14 protein-coding genes and 1 tRNA gene are annotated in these 20801 nt (G+C 43.0%); 9 read left to right on the top strand and 6 right to left on the bottom strand.

Annotated elements, in window-relative coordinates; genetic code table 11:
- Positions 1-6: 6 nt before the first annotated feature.
- The 3 genes from HMPREF0091_RS01840 to HMPREF0091_RS01855 all read left to right on the top strand — a co-directional run bounded on the left by HMPREF0091_RS01840 (position 7) and on the right by HMPREF0091_RS01855 (position 2006).
- Positions 7-585, top strand: coding sequence for a hypothetical protein (locus HMPREF0091_RS01840; protein WP_232236001.1), 579 nt, complete (start codon positions 7-9; stop codon positions 583-585).
- Between the two features lie 111 nt (positions 586-696).
- On the top strand, positions 697-1671 hold the full coding sequence (locus HMPREF0091_RS01845; protein ID WP_010241424.1) for a SurA N-terminal domain-containing protein: 975 nt from the start codon (positions 697-699) through the stop codon (positions 1669-1671).
- A gap of 259 nt (positions 1672-1930) precedes the next feature.
- A tRNA-Thr gene (locus HMPREF0091_RS01855) sits at positions 1931-2006 on the top strand.
- Positions 2007-2231: 225 nt separating this feature from the next.
- Here the strand turns inward: HMPREF0091_RS01855 and HMPREF0091_RS01860 are convergent.
- From HMPREF0091_RS01860 to HMPREF0091_RS01880, 5 genes are all read right to left on the bottom strand, one after another.
- On the bottom strand, positions 2232-2837 hold the full coding sequence (locus HMPREF0091_RS01860; protein ID WP_006302498.1) for a cadmium resistance transporter: 606 nt from the start codon (positions 2835-2837) through the stop codon (positions 2232-2234).
- Positions 2838-2885: 48 nt separating this feature from the next.
- A complete protein-coding gene (locus HMPREF0091_RS01865; RefSeq protein WP_006302499.1) occupies positions 2886-4826 on the bottom strand; it encodes a heavy metal translocating P-type ATPase in 1941 nt (646 codons plus the stop codon).
- Positions 4827-4963: 137 nt separating this feature from the next.
- On the bottom strand, positions 4964-5380 hold the full coding sequence (locus HMPREF0091_RS01870) for an ArsR/SmtB family transcription factor (protein WP_006302501.1): 417 nt from the start codon (positions 5378-5380) through the stop codon (positions 4964-4966).
- A gap of 248 nt (positions 5381-5628) precedes the next feature.
- The gene (locus tag HMPREF0091_RS01875; RefSeq protein WP_006302503.1) at positions 5629-6354 is read right to left on the bottom strand and encodes a hypothetical protein; all 726 of its coding nucleotides are present in this window, start codon (positions 6352-6354) and stop codon (positions 5629-5631) included.
- 32 nt (positions 6355-6386) lie between these two features.
- Entirely contained in the window at positions 6387-7802 is a 1416-nt protein-coding gene (locus HMPREF0091_RS01880) for a lipopolysaccharide biosynthesis protein (protein WP_006302505.1), read from the bottom strand.
- Positions 7803-8207: 405 nt separating this feature from the next.
- Here HMPREF0091_RS01880 and HMPREF0091_RS01885 point away from each other — a divergent pair, with 405 nt between their 5' ends.
- The 4 genes from HMPREF0091_RS01885 to HMPREF0091_RS01900 all read left to right on the top strand — a co-directional run bounded on the left by HMPREF0091_RS01885 (position 8208) and on the right by HMPREF0091_RS01900 (position 14853).
- Entirely contained in the window at positions 8208-11057 is a 2850-nt protein-coding gene (locus HMPREF0091_RS01885; RefSeq protein ID WP_006302510.1) for a phosphoenolpyruvate carboxylase, read from the top strand.
- Positions 11058-11366: 309 nt separating this feature from the next.
- A complete protein-coding gene (locus HMPREF0091_RS01890) occupies positions 11367-11627 on the top strand; it encodes a FeoA family protein (protein WP_006302512.1) in 261 nt (86 codons plus the stop codon).
- A 195-nt stretch (positions 11628-11822) separates the two neighbouring features.
- On the top strand, positions 11823-12095 hold the full coding sequence (locus tag HMPREF0091_RS01895; protein ID WP_006302514.1) for a FeoA family protein: 273 nt from the start codon (positions 11823-11825) through the stop codon (positions 12093-12095).
- A gap of 16 nt (positions 12096-12111) precedes the next feature.
- Positions 12112-14853, top strand: coding sequence for a ferrous iron transporter B (locus HMPREF0091_RS01900; protein ID WP_006302516.1), 2742 nt, complete (start codon positions 12112-12114; stop codon positions 14851-14853).
- Between the two features lie 527 nt (positions 14854-15380).
- Here HMPREF0091_RS01900 and HMPREF0091_RS01905 read toward each other — a convergent pair.
- Entirely contained in the window at positions 15381-16694 is a 1314-nt protein-coding gene (locus HMPREF0091_RS01905) for a DNA recombination protein RmuC (RefSeq protein WP_006302518.1), read from the bottom strand.
- A gap of 220 nt (positions 16695-16914) precedes the next feature.
- On the opposite strand from HMPREF0091_RS01905, the gene HMPREF0091_RS01910 reads away from it, so the two are divergent.
- Both HMPREF0091_RS01910 and HMPREF0091_RS01915 read left to right on the top strand, forming a co-directional pair.
- The gene (locus tag HMPREF0091_RS01910) at positions 16915-19452 is read left to right on the top strand and encodes a M1 family metallopeptidase (protein WP_006302520.1); all 2538 of its coding nucleotides are present in this window, start codon (positions 16915-16917) and stop codon (positions 19450-19452) included.
- A gap of 14 nt (positions 19453-19466) precedes the next feature.
- Positions 19467-20786 (top strand): Na+/H+ antiporter family protein, encoded by a 1320-nt coding sequence (locus HMPREF0091_RS01915; protein ID WP_006302522.1) that lies wholly within the window; start codon positions 19467-19469, stop codon positions 20784-20786.
- Positions 20787-20801 lie beyond the last annotated feature (15 nt).

Below are 20801 nucleotides of genomic sequence, written 5' to 3' on the forward strand. Positions count from 1 at the left end.
TTTGTTATGGAAGAGATAGATTATTCGAACATTCCTTTGGAAAATTTAGCTCAGGGCTTGCAGAGTACGCGTCGTCGTGAACGTCAAGATTGTGCACATGAGTTAGTTGTGCGTTGCTCGCAAAATCCCGAGGCAGTTGTCCCATATATTCGCCCCTTGCAAAAGTCGCTTGGTTGCAGCGAAGCCCAAACGCGATGGGAAGCATTAAATGCGCTGGCTTTGCTGGCTCCATATGACGTTAAAAGTATGAGTAAAACGTTTAGAGACGCCGAAACATGCCTTTTTGACGACGAATCTGCTGCTGTTCGTTTGGCAGCATGTAGATTCTTAGTTGCCTATGGCAGCCAGTCAGAAAAAAATTCTGATAAATCATGGGGCGTCTTGGATGAGTTTATCCAGTGTTACCACGGTGATCCTGAATATCGCGATATCTTAAAGATGATGTTAACGTTTGCACAAGGCCATATTTCGCGCAAAACACGCGCGGCTATGGAGAAACGTTTTGAATTTGATGCGCATAATTCAAACGGTTATATTAATAAATTTTCCGTTGAGATTATCCAGACACTTAAACAAGATGCCTAATATTTGTCACAATATGTTTGTTAGCGCATTACTTATTGCTTGTTAGTGATGCGGTCAGTTAAGTATATGTAACCTGTGCACGGACGGCATATGCATAATTCGGAGGTTTTTATGAGTATTCATTCAAATGGAAATCATGCTTCGCACGCGCAAAATGTTTCATCGCAGACATCTTCGGGTGCACATGAAGCTCCACGCGAAATTGTTTTGCCTAAAAGCAGCAAGAAGGCTCAAAAGCATGGTCATGGCATTGGATTTTATGTGCTTTTAATTCTTGCATTTCTTGTTGTTTTGCTTGTAGGAATGTGTTTGGGTCATTATGTTTCGGGAATTCCTTTTCCAAACTTTTCTTCGCAACATACTGCCGATGGTCAAACGCTTACCGAAGATCAGCTTAAGTTGCCCATTGCTTCTTATGAAATAGATGGAAAGCACGTGGACGTTATTGCACAAGACGTTATTACACAAAAACGCTCGCTTGAAAATTCAAAGAAAGATGATGGAACGTATCCTATGCCTTCTGCTGAAGACATTATGGGTTACATTCGTACTTCACTGCTTAAAAACGAAGCAGATAACCAAGGTATTGACGCTTCTGATGACGAAGTCTCGGATTTTGCTAAAACATCTTTGGGCACAGATGATATGTCGGTGATTGCAAAGAACTATGGTATGGATGAAGACAAGGTTAAGGAGCTCTTGCGAACTTCGGTTATTTTGGATAAATTGCGTAAGCAGGTTGTTACCACGCAAGCTCCTACAATACCTGAGCTTCCTAAGGCTCCTGCTGCAGGAAAAGAGAAAGAACCCTCTGCAGAGTACGCTCAATACATTATTAAGCTTGCAGGTGATGAATGGGATAGCTCTGCTGACGCATGGAAATCATCGGATAGCACGTATGCTAAAGCATTAAGTAAGTTTGATATATCAAGTAAAGGTGCCACCTTTGATGCTGTTCGTATTGCGTATTCTATTGCTATGCAAAAAGCAAATCAAATTAAACAAGCAGGTGCTGCAGAATGGAAAACGTTTGTGAACAAAACCTTTGCTCGCGTGTCTGTATCTCTTAATACGCTTGGAGCATAAGCTACGTTTGCTACAGTTTCTACGGTTGCATGAAGGTTTTAGTAGAGCGACTGAGTGCTGACTACATTGCTGATAGCGACTGATATAAAGTGGGAAAAGCTTGTCTTGTTTCAAGGCAAGCTTTTTTGATAAGAAGTTTTGCAATTTTGGTTAAATAATGCATGGCATAATTTTCTCTTGAAATATAACTGGTTTTCCGTATAGTTAATAGGCGTATGTTTTCAAACATTACATTATGAATAACATACGCTTGTGGTAGGCCAGCTTAGCTCAGTTGGTAGAGCACCGCTCTCGTAAAGCGGGGGTCACCAGTTCAAGTCTGGTAGCTGGCTCCAGTTTTTTATTTCTTATCTTTGATAGTTTTTGAGCTTGTTGTGCATGCCTTGCGCACATGAACAGCACGAATTTCTTTACATCTTCTGTGTAGTTTATTTAATTTTAGATTTATCAACACGAATTTTGAAAACTCATATTTCTTGGGATAGATAAGATAATTTTAAGTAAACAAAAAAGACCTACTAAAGATTTCTTTAATAGGTCTGAAATATAAAAATAGACTATTAACTTGTGATTAGGGATATGAAATAATTAATCGTTCCATTTTCAGTTAATATATATAGACCGAGTCCAATAAACACGACAGGTACAATTATTTTTTCGTACTTCTCTACAGTCTCTCCGATAGCAGAAATTGAGGCGAGATTTTGAGATAATTTGCATAGAATCAAAATCCCTAACGCAAATATTACTAAAATTATACTAATCTCAATCAAACTCTTTCCTGTAAAATAGGGGATGTAAATTCCTAAATTATCTCCACCCATTGCTACCGTTAAACTTGTAAATGCTAAGATTTTTGATCCATTTCTGGTAATTTTTCCCTCGATGTCTTCTTCATCAATATCTTCATCCACAAAAATTGATCTTATACCAAGACCTAGTGGAATTAGACCAAGGAGGCCGATAATCCAATCTTGTGGAATAAAATTTAAAAAGTAAGCGGCAATAAGACTAACCAGTACAAGCAGTCCTGTACCTATATACTGTCCTGCATAAATTGATTTCAAACCTTCCTTGCCTTGAATGGCGAATAAAATAGTCAAAACAATTAAGTAGTCAATTGATGTAGAGACAAAAACTAATAAAGCGGATACTATTGTTTCCATTATTTCTCCTTTCAAAATGTTAACATTTATTTACATGTTCCCTGCAGTTTATTTAATTTTAGATTTATTAACACGCAGGCAGCGCATTGCATTGGCAACTGCCAAGCACGCAACACCCACATCGCCAAAAACGGCTACCCACATATTTGCAATACCTAAAGCAGCAAAACCTAAAATTAAAACTTTAACACCGAGTGCCACCACAATATTTTGACGTACAATTCTCATGGTTTTACGTGCAATATTGATAGCTGTTGCAATGCCTGAGGGCTTGTCGTTCATAAGTACCACGTCAGCTGCTTCAATTGCCGCATCAGAGCCCATAGCGCCCATAGCTATACCTACATCCGAGCGCATTAAAACGGGAGCGTCGTTAATTCCATCACCCACAAATGCCAGTTTGCCGCCCAAGTCTTCTTGACGAATAAGTTTTTCGATAATTGCAACTTTGTCCTGCGGCATAAGTTCTGCATGGAATTCATCCATTCCAAGCTTTTGGCATACGCTTTTTGCGACGTCGATCCTGTCGCCTGTGAGCATAACGCACCGTTCAACGCCAATTTTGTGCAGATTAAGAATGGTTTGCGAAGCATCGTCTTTAGGGGAGTCGGCAATAACAATGTGCCCTAGATACACACCGTCTTGTGCCACGTGAATGGTGGTTCCCATAACTTCGCATGCTTGCGTGTGAATCCCCACTTCTTCCATAAGTGCAAGATTACCAGCTGCAATGCGGTGCCCTTCAAAATCGGCACTTACACCTTTGCCTGAATGTTCAGTAAAGTTAGTTACTAATTGCGGGTTTGCACCTGCAGTATATGCCTGTCGAAGAGCCTGCGCAGTTGGATGATTAGACAACACTTCTACATGCGCTGCAATACGTAGCAGTACACCACGTGCAATATCGGGAACGGGATGAACAGTGATAATACCAAACTTTCCCGTAGTAAGCGTTCCTGTTTTGTCAAACGCAACGGTATCAACTACAGCTAGTGTTTCAAGATAGTTTGAACCTTTTATGAGTATGCCCTGCTTTGACGAGGCTCCAATACCACCAAAGAACGAAAGCGGCACCGAAATAACGAGTGCACACGGGCAGCTTACCACCAAAAATATCAACGCACGCTGTATCCATGTTGAGTATGAACCATAGCCCATAAGCGGTGGAACAACTGCTAAAAGTGCAGCTAAACATACAATAACGGGAGTATATATGCGCGCAAATCTTGAGATAAAGTGCTCGGCGTGAGCCTTGCGCGAGCTGGCATTTTCTACAAGATCTAAAATTCGCTGTACGGTAGAGTCTTCATACTGTTTGGTAACTTTGATAGTAAGCGCGCCCGATAAATTAACGCAACCACTTACCACTGACGATCCAATATGTACCAACCGTGGCAAAGCTTCGCCCGTAATAGCGGAGGTGTCTATTTGCGAATAGCCGTTTATTATTTCGCCGTCAAGCGCAATGCGTTCGCCCGGTTTTACCATAATGCATTGGCCAACTTCAATATCTTGAGGTTTAACTTTGGTAAGTACATCACCCTCAATACGATAGGCATACGCAGGCGCAATGTTCATCATCGACTTAATGGAGCTGCGGCTTTGATCAAGCGCGTAATCGTGAAACCATTCACCAGTTTGATAGAAGATCATAACAGCTGCACCCTCTGCCATATGAGGATCGCTTTCGGGGAAGAATACCAGCGCAAATGCACCGACCGTTGCAATGACCATCAAAACATTTTCATCAAAGAGGTGCCCGCGGATAACTCCTTTATAGGCGCGCGCAATAACGTCTGATCCTGCTATAAGATAGGGAACCAAAAAGAGTACAAATTGGATCCACAGGCACGCGATAGAAGGTAGTCCAAGTAGTTTGAGTGGCAGAAGCTCAATGATGACAAAGATAACCAACGAAATTACAATTCGCATAAGGTTGAAGCGTTGTTCGGGGGAGAGATCTTGGAATTTACGTACGAGGTAGTTCATGGTTTGTCCTGACGTTGCGATCTATAAAGAAACAAGTTATAGTGCCTGTTTCCTTACGAGGTACTGATAAGTGATGTAGATAAGTTAAATATGTTTAACTTGTTTACGATACATGGATAGGTACAAAATAAGTACAGCTATTCGCACATGTGCGTCATACCTTGGGAAAGCATGGTGTTTACGTGGTCGTCGGCAAGCGAATAGATAATTTGTTTACCTTCGCGCTTAAAACGAACAAGATGTGTTTGCTTTAAAATGCGCAACTGATGAGAAACGGCACTTTGTGACAAACAAACTGCGTCTGCAATATCGTTAACCGATAGGCTACCGCAGGTTAGTGCAAAAAGAATTTTGACGCGCGTTGTGTCCGAGAAAATCTTGAATAGGTCGGCCAAATCGTAGAGAATTTCTTCGTCGGGCATGTCCATAGCGGCAATCTCGGCTTTTGCGGTATCTTTTGCCGTTGCTCCATTAAGAGGTTTGTGTGGTGTTATTTGTGCTTTTTCCTGCGAATTGTGCAAATTCTTTTTGTTCGCGGCTGATTGGCGCGGCATATAACCTCCTTACATATATACATATGAACAAGCGTTCATATGTTAGTTATAATAATAGCAAGTTTTTGGAGGATGTCAAATAAAGCTTAAGTTAAGTTGAAAAGTTGAGCTTTGCGCTCTACAAAAACTTGATTATCTTTACGCTAAAAAAGTTAAATCGCACTCATGATGTCATAGACAATATGCATATAGAACATGTGCATGGCTGTACGTGTTTTTTCAGATAGGATGTCTGTTTATCCTACAACCTAGTTTTTAACCATATCATCTAAGAGTGAGGTATCGTTTGTATCGACAAATTTTATCTCGGAAGCCAAGCGCCAGTGATTAGAAGAGAGTGGCTCTGGTGCATGGTTTTTGATATAGGTCCATTGTTGTTTACGTATCAATTTTCCGTTTGATAGTTTATACATTGTGCTGGTTATCGTTTGAGAATTAGAAGGATACTCATTTTGTAAGAGCTTGTTAGGCTCTTTTCCAATTTGAAATCCTGTTGTGTCATCACCTATGGTTGCATGGCCTTCATAAAGCGGTTTATCTGTGACTGTCATATCGCCTTGCTTGCCCAAAGAAGAAAAAATATAGATCTCGGACATGGCTTTTTCGTATTCGATCTTCATCAGCATTTCGGGTATTTTATCTCCTGTAATGTCAATGACAGCATATGATATTTTAGTAACTGCAAAATCATGAGAAACGTATTCGCTTGGATTTTTAAGTGCATCTTGGTATTGGCTTGCAGCCGTTGTAAGTTTTTCTGTTTGTAATTGCTTTGCCGCAATCTGGGCTTCATTTGCTGCGGCTGCCGCTTGCTCACGCGCGTTGGCTGCTTGCTGTGCAGGACTTAGGCGGTGCGTGTATGTCCACGTAGCAAAAATACAAAATGCCAAACACAAAACCACCAATATAAGAGTAGCAACAGTTTTTATGCTAACGTGTGAGGTATATGGGCTCGTACCTTTTGTATGATGCATAAAGTTCTCCTTGCGTTTTTATTTCTGCAACATTAGTGTTGTTGAATGGTTTTTCGTGCATGTACATACTGCAAGCATAGCAGCATACAAAGTAGTATCATGGCTCCCACATAACTTCCTACAGCACCGCTGAAACGCAATGTAGTAATGCATATGAGAGAACATATAATAACAAAGCCAAAGCTTATGAGATAGGACGTAAAAGCATTTGCTTGTTTGCGTATGATGGTGAGCAACTGAAAGAAAAAGTCGATACATGCGCTTAAACCGCCCGCAATAACCATGCCTAACTGTTCAAGCTGTAAATGTTTAAATGAGACGCCATAAAGAATTCCATTAAGAGTTGCGCCCCAATTCCACATAATAAAAGCCATAAGAACCGTAATGCCTATAATACTTGTTGCAATGATAAACGTTTGTGTGTCAAAACGTTTTGTGTTGTCGCTTTGTGTCCACAGCATCGATAATTTCATGAGCTGTGGCTTATACACAAGCGCAGCAACAAGTACAATAGCCATTGCTGGAAAGTAGAGCGCATTAAAATAGAGCTGCTGCTGGTAATCCAGAATGGCTTCCATAATAAATTTTGGTGAAGTATCAATAAGCGCAAAGAGAAATTGACCTAAAAATGCAGGGAAACACTCATAAAAAAGCTCACTGAGCTCAATTGCTTCCCAGCCGCGCGATTTGGGCGTTTCAAATTTTGCAAGCGGATAGGTGATAATAACAAAGCTTACGCCTGCAAAGAGAGCAAGTGCACGTGTTGCTGTTTGTACATCGCGAAAAAGTATAAGCACTAACATAAAGACAAAGCACGCACCGCCGCAGCGAATTGCTTGTGAAATGCCTGCTAGATAAAGTTTATCGCATTGTTGCAAGCGACCTTCATAGACATCGGCAAGACTGTCGATAAGTTTGAAAGTCATAAGCGAAATAAGCAGAGATGACATGAGCTCACTATCATGGCGCAGCGTCAGATATACCCAGCTTATTACTGCCATAATAATGCAGGTAAGTATGCGTTGTAGCTGATAGGCGGCAAATGAATCTTGTTCGCTGACATCGGATACTTGAAAGGTCCTTACCCCAAAAAGTGCAATAAATTGAAACACGCTGGCAACTACAAATGCCATAGAGAATTGGCCAGCACTATCGCACCCACAGATTTGTGAAACTAAAATGGTAAGCAAAGGGAACATAAGCCCCATGCATGCCTGCCCAAGGGCGTTACAAAGATAATCTTTAACAGTTCGATGCGACCCATAGAGTGCAACCTGATTTGCAAAATCTTGGTGCCGCATGCCTTCCATAAGACGATTTTTCCAAGACTTCATGATGTTATGTGAAGATCGAGGCGCGTGTAGCTCGCTCCACGTGCGCGTTGTACGGCTGTAACGTGTCTTTTTTGGTGCAAACATGTGTTTTACACAACAAAACAGCTGTTTCATAAATCATCCTAACGTTTGCACACCAAAAGTGTTATGTGATAGATGCGTGTTTATTACGTACTGCTGGTTTACACCCGTGTTTGTGTGCAAACGACAACCATATTGGTAACACGATATACACGCCAGCCTTGCAAAATTTTCAATCATACAAATGTATATGTTATATATGTTTGTATGATTGGATATTAAGCTACACGTAATCCTTATTATACGGTTTTGTTTCACCCGCGCGCTCTTGCTTTTGTAGCGTTTACACGGACGTAAGATTTTAGTGAGAAAGATTTCAAAATGGTTACGGCTTCTGTGTCGCTTATGCTAAATTGCCAAACCTGCCTTGCAGCGCTTTAAAGTGGTGTATTGTTAGATAAGTAAGTTAGGTAGGGTATTGTTTATAAAGGAGTTATCGTGTCGGAGTTTAGTGGTCAAAACCAATCTGGCAAAAACGATAAAGAGGCTTACAAGGCACAAAACCATACCAAGAGCAGTGCAACAGCAGCTCATGTATACAAACCTTTGCAGCCTGCACAATCAAAACAAATAAACACACATATGGTTCATGCCGAAGAGGAACGCACTTTTGAGCGTGTTAATATTCCTGAAAGCCTTAAAAGTAATTTAACGCTTTTTCTTCATCTTGTACGTAAAGTTATTCAGGAATACGATGAAAACCTTTGTACCACGTTTGATATGCTTCTTTCCGACTTTATCGAGGCAGATAATCAGGAAGCACACCATCCAAGTCAAACGTGTTCTGCACTCCAAGATGCCGTGCGTATTATAAACGGTCTTGAGATTCATGAAGCCACGATGCTTGCGCGTGCGTTTGCGTCATATTTTCATCTGGCAAACATCTGCGAAGAGAATTATCGTGTTGCTGCTTTGCGCGCACGTGAAAAATCTACGCCTGTTTCAAAAAAAGACAATCCTTTTGCTAATCCTAACAACGATTTAAGTGCCGCCTATCACGAAATTATGCGTGAATGTGGCAAAGACAAGGCAAATGAGCTGTTGCACCGTTTGGAATTTCACCCCGTATTTACGGCGCACCCAACCGAAGCACGCCGTAAGACCGTTGAGGCGCGTATTAGAAATATTGCAACGCTGCTCGAAAAACGCGCGCGCCTTGGTGGAGCTTCTTTGGCCGAGAATGATCGTCGTATGCTTGAGGAAATTGAGGCGCTCTTTAGAACGTCTCCTATTGCGCTTAAAAAGCCAACTCCTGTTGAAGAAGCCGATACCATTATTGACATCTTTGATCACACGCTTTTTGAAATGGTTCCCGATGTATATCGTCGCTTTGACGATTGGGAATTGGGCGATGATGCTGGTAAGGTTCCGCCTTTATGTCCTGCGTTTTTTAAGCCAGGAAGTTGGATCGGAACCGATCGTGACGGTAATCCTAATGTTACGGCAAAAGTTAGTAGAAAAGTTGCCGAAAAATTCCGCACGCATATGCTTACAAAATTAGCCGAGGAAACCAAAAAGGTTGCGCGAAGCCTAACACTTGATACTGTGTCAACACCTGCTTCTAAGCAGCTGCGCAATCTATGGAATCATCAGGTTGAAATGAGTGAAGTTCTTTCTGCGCGTGCGTATCAGGTTTCTGCAAGTGAGCTACACCATGCCGTGCTTAAGGTTATGGCAAATCGTTTGGAAGCAACTATTACGCGTACTGCCGATCTTATGTATACAACGGCAGAAGACTTTATCAGCGATTTGCGCATTGTCCAAGAGTCCCTTGCACAAGCAGGAGCTGTTCGTGCTGCATACGGTGTGGTGCAACGTCTTATTTGGCAGGCAGAAACGTTTGGATTTTCGCTCGTGCAAATGGAGTTTCGTCAACACTCGCTCGTGCATACCCGTGCGCTTGAAGACATTCGTGCGCATGGTCGTTGGGGAGAGCGTGGCGAGCTTGCGCCCATGACTAAAGAAGTGCTTGATACATTTCGTGCTATTGGTTCTATTCAACGCCGCAATGGTGTTGAGGCGGCGCGTCGCTATATTATCTCGTTTACACAGTCGCCTCAAAATATTGAAGACGTCTATACGCTTGCCCATCTTGCGTTTGCGCATGATAAAGACGTACCAACGCTTGATGTTATCCCTCTTTTTGAGCAGGTAGAAGACTTAAATAATGCAATTGATACGCTCAATCACATGATAGAGATTCCTGCGGTTCAAAAGCGCCTGGCTCAAACAAACAGACGTTTGGAAGTTATGTTGGGATATTCCGACTCTTCTAAAGACGCAGGTCCTACGTCGGCAACACTTGTACTGCATGAAACACAGGCGCGCATTGCGCAGTGGGCAAAAGATCACAACATTAACCTCATTTTAATGCACGGCCGCGGAGGCGCAGTTGGACGTGGTGGCGGTCCTGCAAACCGTGCAGTTCTTTCTCAGCCTATGGGTTCGGTGAATGCATTCTTTAAGCTTACCGAACAGGGTGAAGTTATTTTTGCACGTTATGGAGATCCAGTTTTAGCACGTAGGCACGTTGAGTCTGTTGCTGGTGCTACGCTTTTGCAGTCGGCTCCTTCTATCGAAAAACTCAATACCGAAACTACTCAATCTTATTTGGGCCTAGCCGAAGAACTCGACCGTGCAGCTCATGCGCGTTTCTTGCGTTTGATTCATACTGAAGGCTTCCCTGAGTGGTTCTCTACCGTTACGCCTTTGGCCGAGATTGGTATGATGCCTATTGGGAGCCGCCCAGCTAAACGCGGATTAGGTGCAACATCGCTTGCTGATCTACGTACCATCCCGTGGATTTTCTCGTGGTCACAAGCTCGTACCAATTTAGCAGCCTGGTATGGTTTAGGAACTGCATGCGAGGAGATTGGTGATTTGGCACGTCTACGCAGCGCGTATAAGCAATGGCCGCTGTTTACGACCTTTATTGACAATATCGAAATGTCGCTTGCAAAAACAGATACGCGGATTGCAAAAATGTATTTGGCACTTGGTAAGCGTGACGATTTAACGGCGTTGGTTCTCGACGAGATGGAACTCACCAAAAAGTGGGTGTTATCCATTACAGGCAATCAATGGCCGCTTGAGCATCGTCGTGTGTTGGGTCCGCTTATTCGTATGCGCAGCCCGTTTGTAGATGTTTTATCGGTAACTCAGGCTCATGCGCTTTCAGTGTTGCGCACACGGGGTCAAGATTTAAGTCCCGAGGAAAAAGAAAAGTTTATCTATCTTATTTTGTGTACCGTTTCAGGAGTTGCTGCCGGCTTGCAAAATACGGGGTAATTCTTTCAGAAAAAAATAAGGTTTGCGCCAAGTAAGGTTTCAAGTTTTAAGGGAACACCTTATAAAACCTAAATAATGTTTGTGTAAAGCACGCTTATAACCTATAAGCGTGCTTTTTAATTACGCGGATTCTGTGTAGAACCTGAAAATAATGTATAAAGCTTAAGAAAATCTTAACCAAAACTAACAATTCTTTAATTTCTGTAAGTAAGCTGAAAATATTTGTTTACAATGTTACTACTTAGTTAGGTTCATTTAACTCTTTTGGTTTCAACAAACAAAGGGTTGTAAGGGGAGAGGTCGTCACATATGCAACAGAACAAGACGGTAGAAATTCACGGGATGAGTGGTGATTGTATGCCACTTTCGTTCATGCGTGAAGGTAGTGTTTGCCGTGTTTGTGCTGTTCGCGGAAATGACGATACAAAACACCATATTACTTCTTTGGGTTTCGTTGACGGCGCGCTTGTCGAAATTATTTCCAAGCTGAGCGGAAGCGTTATCGTGCGAATTAAAGGGACAACATTTGGCATTGGCTCGGAGATAGCGCGCAGAATTTACGTGCATTAATGAGTTTGGTCATGTGGCGAGACGTACGTGTCGTGAGTTATGTAATGCATGCAGCATAACTTAGAGCGCGCACAAGGGTTTCCAACACATTACTGTCGTTTATGTATAACAACCTCAAGAGTTATTTGATATATACGCGTTTGCTTGTGCACAGCTTTATGTGCATGATTGGCAACGCTCGGGAAAGGAGTATGCATGGCTACCTTAAAAGACGTGCATGTGGGACAAACATGCGTTGTAAGTCGCCTGCTTGGAATGGGCGCAGTTAAACGACGCATTATGGACATGGGACTTACCAAAGGCACAAAACTTTTTGTTCGTAAACTGGCTCCTCTTGGTGACCCTATAGAGCTTACCGTGCGTGGATATGAGTTATCCATTCGCAAAAGTGAGGCCGAATGTGTAGAGGTTACCCAGGTAGAAGACGCGTCTTCTGCACAAACCTCAGCAACCACTCAAAAAGCATAGAAAAGGAGTCCATCACATGTCCACTAAGACATTTATCGGCCTTGCGGGTAATCCAAACTGTGGAAAAACCACGCTCTTTAATGAGTTGACTGGCTCAAATGGTTATGTTGGTAACTGGCCAGGCGTTACGGTTGAGAAAAAGCAAGCTGCATGGCAAAAAGATAAATCTACAATATTTGTTGACCTTCCAGGTATTTACTCACTCTCTCCGTATTCTCCCGAAGAAATTGTGTCGCGTGATTATATTATGACGGAGTCGCCATCTGCGCTTATCAATCTGGTTGACGCAACAAATCTTGAGCGTAGTTTATACCTTACAACTCAGGTAATCGAAAGCGGTTGCCCTGTTGTTGTTGGTCTTAATATGGCAGATTTGCTTAAAGAGCGCGGAGACGTTGTTGATACCAAGAAACTTTCTTGTGCGCTTGGTGTTCCAGTTTTACAGGTAAGTGCACTTCGCGGAACCCATATTGGAGAATTGGTAGAAGCCGCGCATAATGCAGCACACACAGGCGTTGTTTCTAAAGGCACTGCATGTTTTTCTGAAGATGTTGAAAACGCATTGCAAGAAATTGCTCGTGTTATTAGTTTTGCATGTGATGAGCATCATCTTCGCTGGTATGCCATCAAGGTCTTTGAACGCGATGCCCAAATTATTAAGCAACTTTCTTTATCTGATGAGGTTCTTGAAGCATGTGAGCGCGTAATTGAGCCGATCGAAAAAGAGCGCCAAGACGATTCTGAATCTATTATCACCTCAGAACGCTATGACTGGATTGAAACCGTTGTGCACGATTGTGTAAATCGCGCGCCAAAGAAGCTGACGCTTTCGGAAAAAATTGACAAAGTGGTAACCAACAGATTTTTAGGTCTTCCTATTTTTGCGCTGGCAATGTTTATGGTGTACTACCTCTCAATCTCTACCATTGGTAAAGGTGCTACAGACTGGGTCAATGATAACCTCTTTGGTGATGGCTTCTTTATTTCACAAACAGGTGAGTCAGAATTTAATGACGCAAAATCAGATTTTGATGACAAACACTATCAAGATCAAATTGACGGGTATATAGACGCAGCGCAAGACGCAGGCGTTGAAACCGACGGTGTTGCGGATGCAATTTCAAAGCTTAAAGAAGACGACGATGACGAAGAGGCTCAAGCAACGCTTGATACCTTTAAAGACGGCGCACGCGATGCACAGGTGGTAGCGCACGATGTTCCACTTCATAACGAAGATGGCAACTTTGTTGATAGCGAAGGCGAAGCCATTACGCGTCTTGACGCAGATGGTGAGCCCATTCTTGAAGAAGGGCAAACCCTTGATGTTGTGGACGAGGTTGATGCAGACGCCTTTGATGAAGCGGTTGACGGTCTTCAAGACGAGCCCGATCCAAGCGACTTTCCAGGCTTTGTTCCATCAATTCCACAGGCAGCAACAAATGCATTGAAAGCAATGGACGTCTCTGATCCTGTTATCAGCCTTATTGTTGATGGTATTATCGGCGGTGTTGGTGCGGTACTTGGCTTTATCCCTCAAATGGCTGTGCTCTTTATTTTGCTGTGCTTCCTCGAAGACTGCGGATATATGAGTCGTGTTGCATTTGTTATGGATAGGGTGTTCCGTCGTTTTGGACTTTCTGGAAAATCATTTATTCCTATGCTCATTTCTTCGGGTTGTGGTGTTCCAGGCGTTATGTCAACCAAAACTATCGAAAATGAAAAAGACCGTCGTATGACAGCTATGCTTACGACGATGATCCCCTGTGGTGCAAAGCAACCGATTATTGCGCTGGTTATGGGCGTGCTGATTGGCGGAGGCGATGCATGGTGGGTAGGTCCTCTGTTTTACTTCTTAAGTATTGTTTGCATTGTTTCCTCGGCAATTATGCTCAAAAAGACTAAGTGGTTTGCTGGCGAACCTGCACCGTTTGTTATGGAGCTTCCTGATTATCATATTCCAACGCTTAAATCGTGGGGCTTGCATGTTTGGGAGCGTATTGGCTCATATGTTGGCAAAGCCGGTACTATTATTTTTGCGGCAGCTGTAGGTATTTGGTTCTTGTCGAACTTTGGTATTGCTGGCTGGCAGGAAGGCAGCGGAGCATTTGGCTATCTTCCAGCTATGGAAGGCGTTCCCGAAGAGTTTATGGACTTTTCTGTTCTTGCAGGCATTGGTAATGCAATCGGTTGGATTCTTGCGCCTTTAGGTTGTGCAAATTGGCAAGCAACAGTAGCTTCGATTTCTGCATTAATTGCAAAAGAAAACCTTGTATCAACCTTTGGTGTACTTTACGGTTTGGGCGATGCAACAGAAAACTCAGTTTCTATGTGGACAGGCTTTGCTGGTATGTTTACCGATTCTAATGGTTTAATGCACGCAGGAGCACTATGCGCCTTCGTAGCGTTTAACATGCTTGACGCACCTTGCTTTGCAGCAATTGGTACCATTCGTAAACAAATGAACAATGCACGCTGGTTCTGGTTTGCTATTGCATATCAATGCGGATTTGCGTGGGTAGTAGGCTTGATTATCAATCAGATGTGGGAACTTATTGTATTGGGCAATGTAAGTGTGTGGACATTTGTGGCAGGGCTCTTTATTGTGCTGTTACTGTTCCAAATTTTGCGTCCGCAACCAGCGTGGGATACAAAAGATTCCAAGATTGTGTCAAACTTAGAGACGCTTGAAGAGCATAAACAAGATAGCTCACAGCACCATTCTTCTGGTTGCGGCTGTGGTTGTGGTTGCTCGTCGTAGGGAAGCGTAGCGTAAAAACGTGCGGAGTCAGGTATCTTGTGCTGTGTAGCGCGTGTGTAACACGCGTGGTGCGCTAAGCTAGATAAGTAACTCTAGCCGTGATTCTTTGCACAAAAGTTAAACAACATATGCTCATGAATGCGTTTGTGCGTTCATGAGCATTTTTGTAACTTGAAGCTACGGTTTTGTCTAACACGGGTTTTGTCTAACATGGAATGCGTGGTGCGTATATGTGTAACGTGTAATGAGTAACAAAAAATGCAAGCGTGCATGCAAGTGTGCCGCATTATACAGTTCATGTGTGCAACGTTTGTTTGTGTATAACTTGTGAATTTTATGAACCTTAAAAGTTGCTGGACAAAAGTTAGAAATAGTGTACTATAACTTACGTAAGTTATCTCGTGGTAACTTATTGAATTCGTTAACTTCTACCTGACGCATTCGGACCCTCTCCCCGATAGCGAACAGGTCTCATACGCCGCTTGCGTCCCCCTTTCCTACGCAGGCGGCGTTTTCTTTTGCCTTTATTACTGTGCGTCCTCGCTCGCGCCCGTGCTTATAAATTCCGACGCAGAAAGCTCACGCACATTTGTTTTTTCGCTATCAAGTTCTTGTACCGTAAGTTTAGTGCCGTCTAGCTGCTTCATTTTTCTTGCACTAGCAAGAACACGTGTTTCAAGTGTTCCCACCATGCTGTTGTAATTTTTAACTGCTGACGATAAATTTTTACCTACCGCACTTACCTTGTCGCCAAGCGTTGCGAGGCGTTCGCATAGTTCTTGCGAAAGATTAAAGAGTTCGCGCGCATTATCGCTGAGCTCTTGTTGGTGCCACGCGCACGCCACCGATTTAAGAACTGCCCACAGCGTTACGGGAGACGTAAGCGCAACTTTTTTAGAAAATGCATATGTGAGCAGGTCTTCGTCCACAGCAAGGGCGGCCTGTAAGAGAGCTTCGTTTGGAATAAAGGCAATTACAAAATCGGGATTAGTTTCAAACAACTCCCAGTATGATTTTTTACTGAGCGCATTGATATGTCCGCGCAAATCGGCCGCATGAGCTTTGAGTAGTTCTGTTCGTCTGCGAAGCGCCTCTTCATCAGCCGAGTCGTCAATTTCGCATGCACGGCGATAATTATTGTAAGGAGCTTTAGAATCAATTGGAATGGTTTTATTCCCAGGCAGATGAATAATCATATCGGGTCTAAAGCTTTTGTCATCACTGGTAGAAAGTTTTACTTGTGTATCAAAGTCGATATGTTCGGTAAGACCTGCAGCTTCAACAATATTTTTAAGCTGGACTTCGCCCCATGCACCACGTACCGAGCTATTACACAAAGCTGATGAAAGCGATGATGTAACACTATCAAGACGTCTTTGCTGACTGTCAAGACCTTTGAGCTGCTCATCAAGGGCACCTAAATCTCGTTTGCGAGCCTCTTCCATATACATTACTTTGTGTTGTAAATCGTCTAGCTTTGCCTTTACCGGTTCAAACGCTTTAATAACGCTTTCGTTAACTAAAAGCTTATGCTTTTGTTCGTTTGAATCTTTGGTAAGACGGAGTTGTTCGTTTTGCTGAACCAGACTTAATTGTTCTTTTATATCGCTTAAGCGATTGTTGAGCTCAGCGTTTTGGGCTGTCAGTGCAGAATTTTGAGAATGTAGCTCCAACATTTGCGCTTGGTGGGTATTTATAGCGGTCTGGAGTTTTTCTTCAAGCAAGCTTGTCTGTGCGTTCGCTTGCGAAAGTCCGCGCCGTTTACCTATAACGTACGCACCAAACATAAGGGCTATAATCACCATAATTCCTATGATATGTATGATAAGGACCGTCGCCATAAGTATCCTTTCTGTCTATGCGCTCTACTTACCAGTAGTGCTGCACGTGTTGCGCGCCCATCAGCTTGTATGCTTGCTCGTGTGCTCTTGCGTGCCTGGCATTACTTGAGTTTTATACGTTTGACATAAGAATCCATCTGTAAGAAACACGCTTTTAGTATAGCTTCTGCGTGCCTTTCAGTATAATATGAAATATCCATCGTTTGAAAGGAATGTGTGTATGTCTCAACAAGTCAGATTGCTTGATAGTTTTATCCCTTCGCATTATGCCATAAAGCTTGATGTAAGCCGAGAAGAAAAACGCTTTACAGGTTGTGTAGTAATCGACGGTGAGGCAAAAACACCAACATTTAAGCTTAATCAAAAATATTTATCCATTTCGCGCGTGTGCATAGACGAGTGCGAATGTGCATTTGAAGTATCCGATGAATCTGAAACCGTAACAATTTTTGGCCCTAAAACAGGCTCCGTACGTGTTGAGATTGAGTATTCAGCACCACTTACTGATACTATGATGGGAATTTATCCGTCATATTACCTGCATAACGGTGAAAAAAAGCAGCTTATTGGCACGCAATTTGAAACTACGTTTGCACGCGAAGCGTTTGTGTGTGTAGACGAGCCTTGTGCTAAGGCAACGTTTGATTTAGCACTCAAATTTGACGAAAAACCAGGCGAAATTGCGCTTTCTAATCAAAATGAGATCGCCTGCAAAGATGGATACCATATTTTTGATACCACGGTTAAAATGTCCACCTATCTGCTTGCATTTGTATGTGGCGATTTACAGCGCAAAACTGCTTATACCTCATCTGGTGTAGAAGTAGGCGTCTTTGCCACGCGCGCCCATCAGCCACATGTGCTCGATCTTGCGCTTGACATTGCTACTCGTTGTATTGACTTTTACGAAGATTATTATCAAACTCCCTATCCTCTTCAACACAGCTATCATGTTGCGCTCCCCGATTTTTCAGCTGGTGCAATGGAAAACTGGGGTCTTGTTACGTATCGCGAAGCATGCTTGCTTTACGATAAAAACAATAGTTCGCATACCTATAAGCAACGTGTTGCATCAGTTATTGCCCACGAACTTGCTCATCAGTGGTTTGGCGATTTAGTTACCATGAAATGGTGGGATAATCTTTGGCTTAACGAGTCGTTTGCAACCATGATGGAATACGTAGCAACTGACGCGCTTGAACCTTCATGGCGTATGTGGGATACCTTCCAAACATCCGAAGCGTCTATTGCACTTTCGCGTGATGCAACCGATGGAGTACAAAGCGTTCATGTTATGGTAGAGGATCCGCGCGAAATTGACGCTATTTTTGATAGTGCAATTGTGTATGCCAAAGGTGCTCGTTTGTTGGTTATGGTACGCGCGCTTGTGGGCGACGATGCCCTGCGTAAAGGTCTTAAAGCATATTTTGACGCACATCAGTACGGCAATGCTCAAGGCGAGGATCTATGGGATGCACTTGAGGCTGCAAGTGGCTTTGCGGTAGGTCAGATTATGAACTCTTGGCTTGAGCAGCCTGGATATCCTGTTATTAACGCGTATGTTAAAGACGGTCATTTGTTCTTGCATCAACAGCAGTTCTTTATTGGTGAGCATAGTGATCAGGCTCGTTTATGGCAGATTCCGCTTGGTTCAAATTATGAACAAGTGCCCTCGCTTATGACCGAAGAAACTTGTGATTTAGGAGATTACGCGCAGCTGCGCGCATGTGCTGGCACTCCGTTTATTCTTAACAAGCACAACACAACACATGCAATTATTAGCTATGACACCACACTTTTGTCTGATATTCTTGCGCATATTAAAGAGCTTGGTGCTGACGAGCAATTTAAGCTTATTCAAGATATGGCGCTGCTTGCAAAAGCCGAGCTTATCACGTATGCCGATCTTATTCCTTTGTTGGTAAAAGTAAGCACGTCCACATCGCATATTGTTGCGCACAAGCTTGTAGAAGTTTGCAATACGCTTGAGCAGTTTATTACGCCAGATAGTGACGAAGAGGCGCTTTTCAAGCGCTATCGCAATTTGTTGTCACAAGATCGTATGCAATCTTTGGGCGTATGTCCTCGTCAGGGTGAATCTCACGATGACATGCTTTCAAGGCCGCTCTACGCATCATTAGCGTTGCGTGCCGACAACCAACAGATTATCGAAGAACTTCATAAGCTCTACGAAGCTCATCACGAGAATCTCTTTAATATTCAGGCGGACATTCGTCTTTTGGTTCTTAAAAATGAGATTCAACATTTTGAAACGCCAAGCCTTGCGCCTGCGTTGTTAGAACTTTATCAAACAACAACAGACGCGCTCTTTAAGAACGATTTACGTGCGGCAATCTGTGCTTCAACAGATGAAAAGGTAATTGCTGATGTTTTGCGTAAATTTAAGGATACCGACGTTATTAAGCCTCAGGACGTGCGTATGTGGTATTACGCGCTTCTGTCCAATTCACATGCCGAAGAACCAACGTGGCAATGGTTGCAAAACGAGTGGTCTTGGCTTGAAAGCACTATTGGCGGTGATATGGAATTTACCAATTTCATTAAAATCTCGGCAGACGTATTTCACACGTCCGCTCGTCTGGAAGAATTTAAGGCGTTCTTTGAACCCAAACAAGATGTTGCTGGTTTAGGCCGCGAGATTGCAATGGGTATCACCCTTATTACAGGTAAAGTTAAGCTGATAGAAGCTTCTAAGCCTTGTGTTCTTCAAGCGCTTAAGGCATCGGTTACTGGATAGTAAAGTGAGAGTTTATGGACATACTGTTTAACCCCGTTATTGTTTCGGTTGTAGTACTGTGCGCGCTTAGTTTGCTTAAGCTTAATGTTTTGTTGTCTATGATAGCGGCAACAATTGTTGCCGGAGTTGCTGGGGGCATAAGCCTTTATGGCGACGGCACAAGTGTTATGAGCTTGTTATGCGATGGTTTTTCGGTTAATGCCCAAACGGCGCTTGCCTATATTTTGCTTGGTACCTTTGCCGAGGCAATTTGCACAACGGGGCTTGCCGAAATTATTACCGCCAAGCTTGCGCGCGTTATCGGTACAAAAAAATACGTCTTGCTTGCCATGCTGACGTTTATTGCCGTGTTGTCGCAAAATTTAGTACCTGTCCATATTGCATATATTCCTATTCTTATTCCGCCTATTCTTGCGCTTATGAATAAGCTCAAAATTGATCGTCGAGCCGTTGCATGTGCAACGGCATTCGGCTTAGAGGCGCCCTATATTGCAATTCCATTTGGTTTTGGACTTATTTTTCAAACGGTAATTGCTACCAATCTTTCGGAAAATGGTATGAGTGTTACGGTGATGGATGTTACGCGTGTAAATTGGTATTTAGGCTGTGCAATGTTTATAGGTCTGCTGATAGCGGTGCTGATAGTGTATAGAAAGCCACGCGTGTACCAAACAACCTCTATCGATACACAAGCTGCCATGGCACAGGTGTCAAATCTAACGTATAAACACTATGTTACGCTTGCTGCAATTGTTGTTGTGATGATTGTGCAGCTTATATCGCACGATTTATCGCTGTCTTCACTTGCAGGATTAGCCGTTATGATTGCTTTTAAGGCAATTGCTTGGAATAGCATTGACGAGCAGCTTGCAGGCGGTGTTAAGCTTATGGGGCTTATTGCTTTTATTATGCTGGTTGCTGGAGGTTATGCCAATGTTATCAAGGCAACAGGCGGTATTGATGCGCTGGTGTACTTTGGAACAAGTTTTATGCACGGCAGCAAAATTATCGCAGCGTTGGTGATTACGATTATTGGTCTTTTAGTAACTATGGGAATTGGTACGTCGTTTGGTACGGTGCCTGTTTTGGCTGTTTTATTTGTGCCGCTTTGCCAAAGTATGGGCTTTTCGGTTCCTGCAACTATTGTTTTGATAAGTGCTGCAGCTGCTTTGGGCGACGCAGGATCTCCCGCATCCGATACAACTTTAGGCCCTACCTCGGGTCTTAATGCCGACGGTCAACATAGCCACATTTGGGATACCTGTGTTCCTACCTTTATTGTGTTTAACTCGGCTTTGATGATTGCTGCGGTTATTGCGGCACAGTTTATATAGATCGCGTACGTCTTT

The sequence above is a fragment of the Fannyhessea vaginae DSM 15829 genome, assembly GCF_000159235.2.
Taxonomy (GTDB): domain Bacteria; phylum Actinomycetota; class Coriobacteriia; order Coriobacteriales; family Atopobiaceae; genus Fannyhessea; species Fannyhessea vaginae.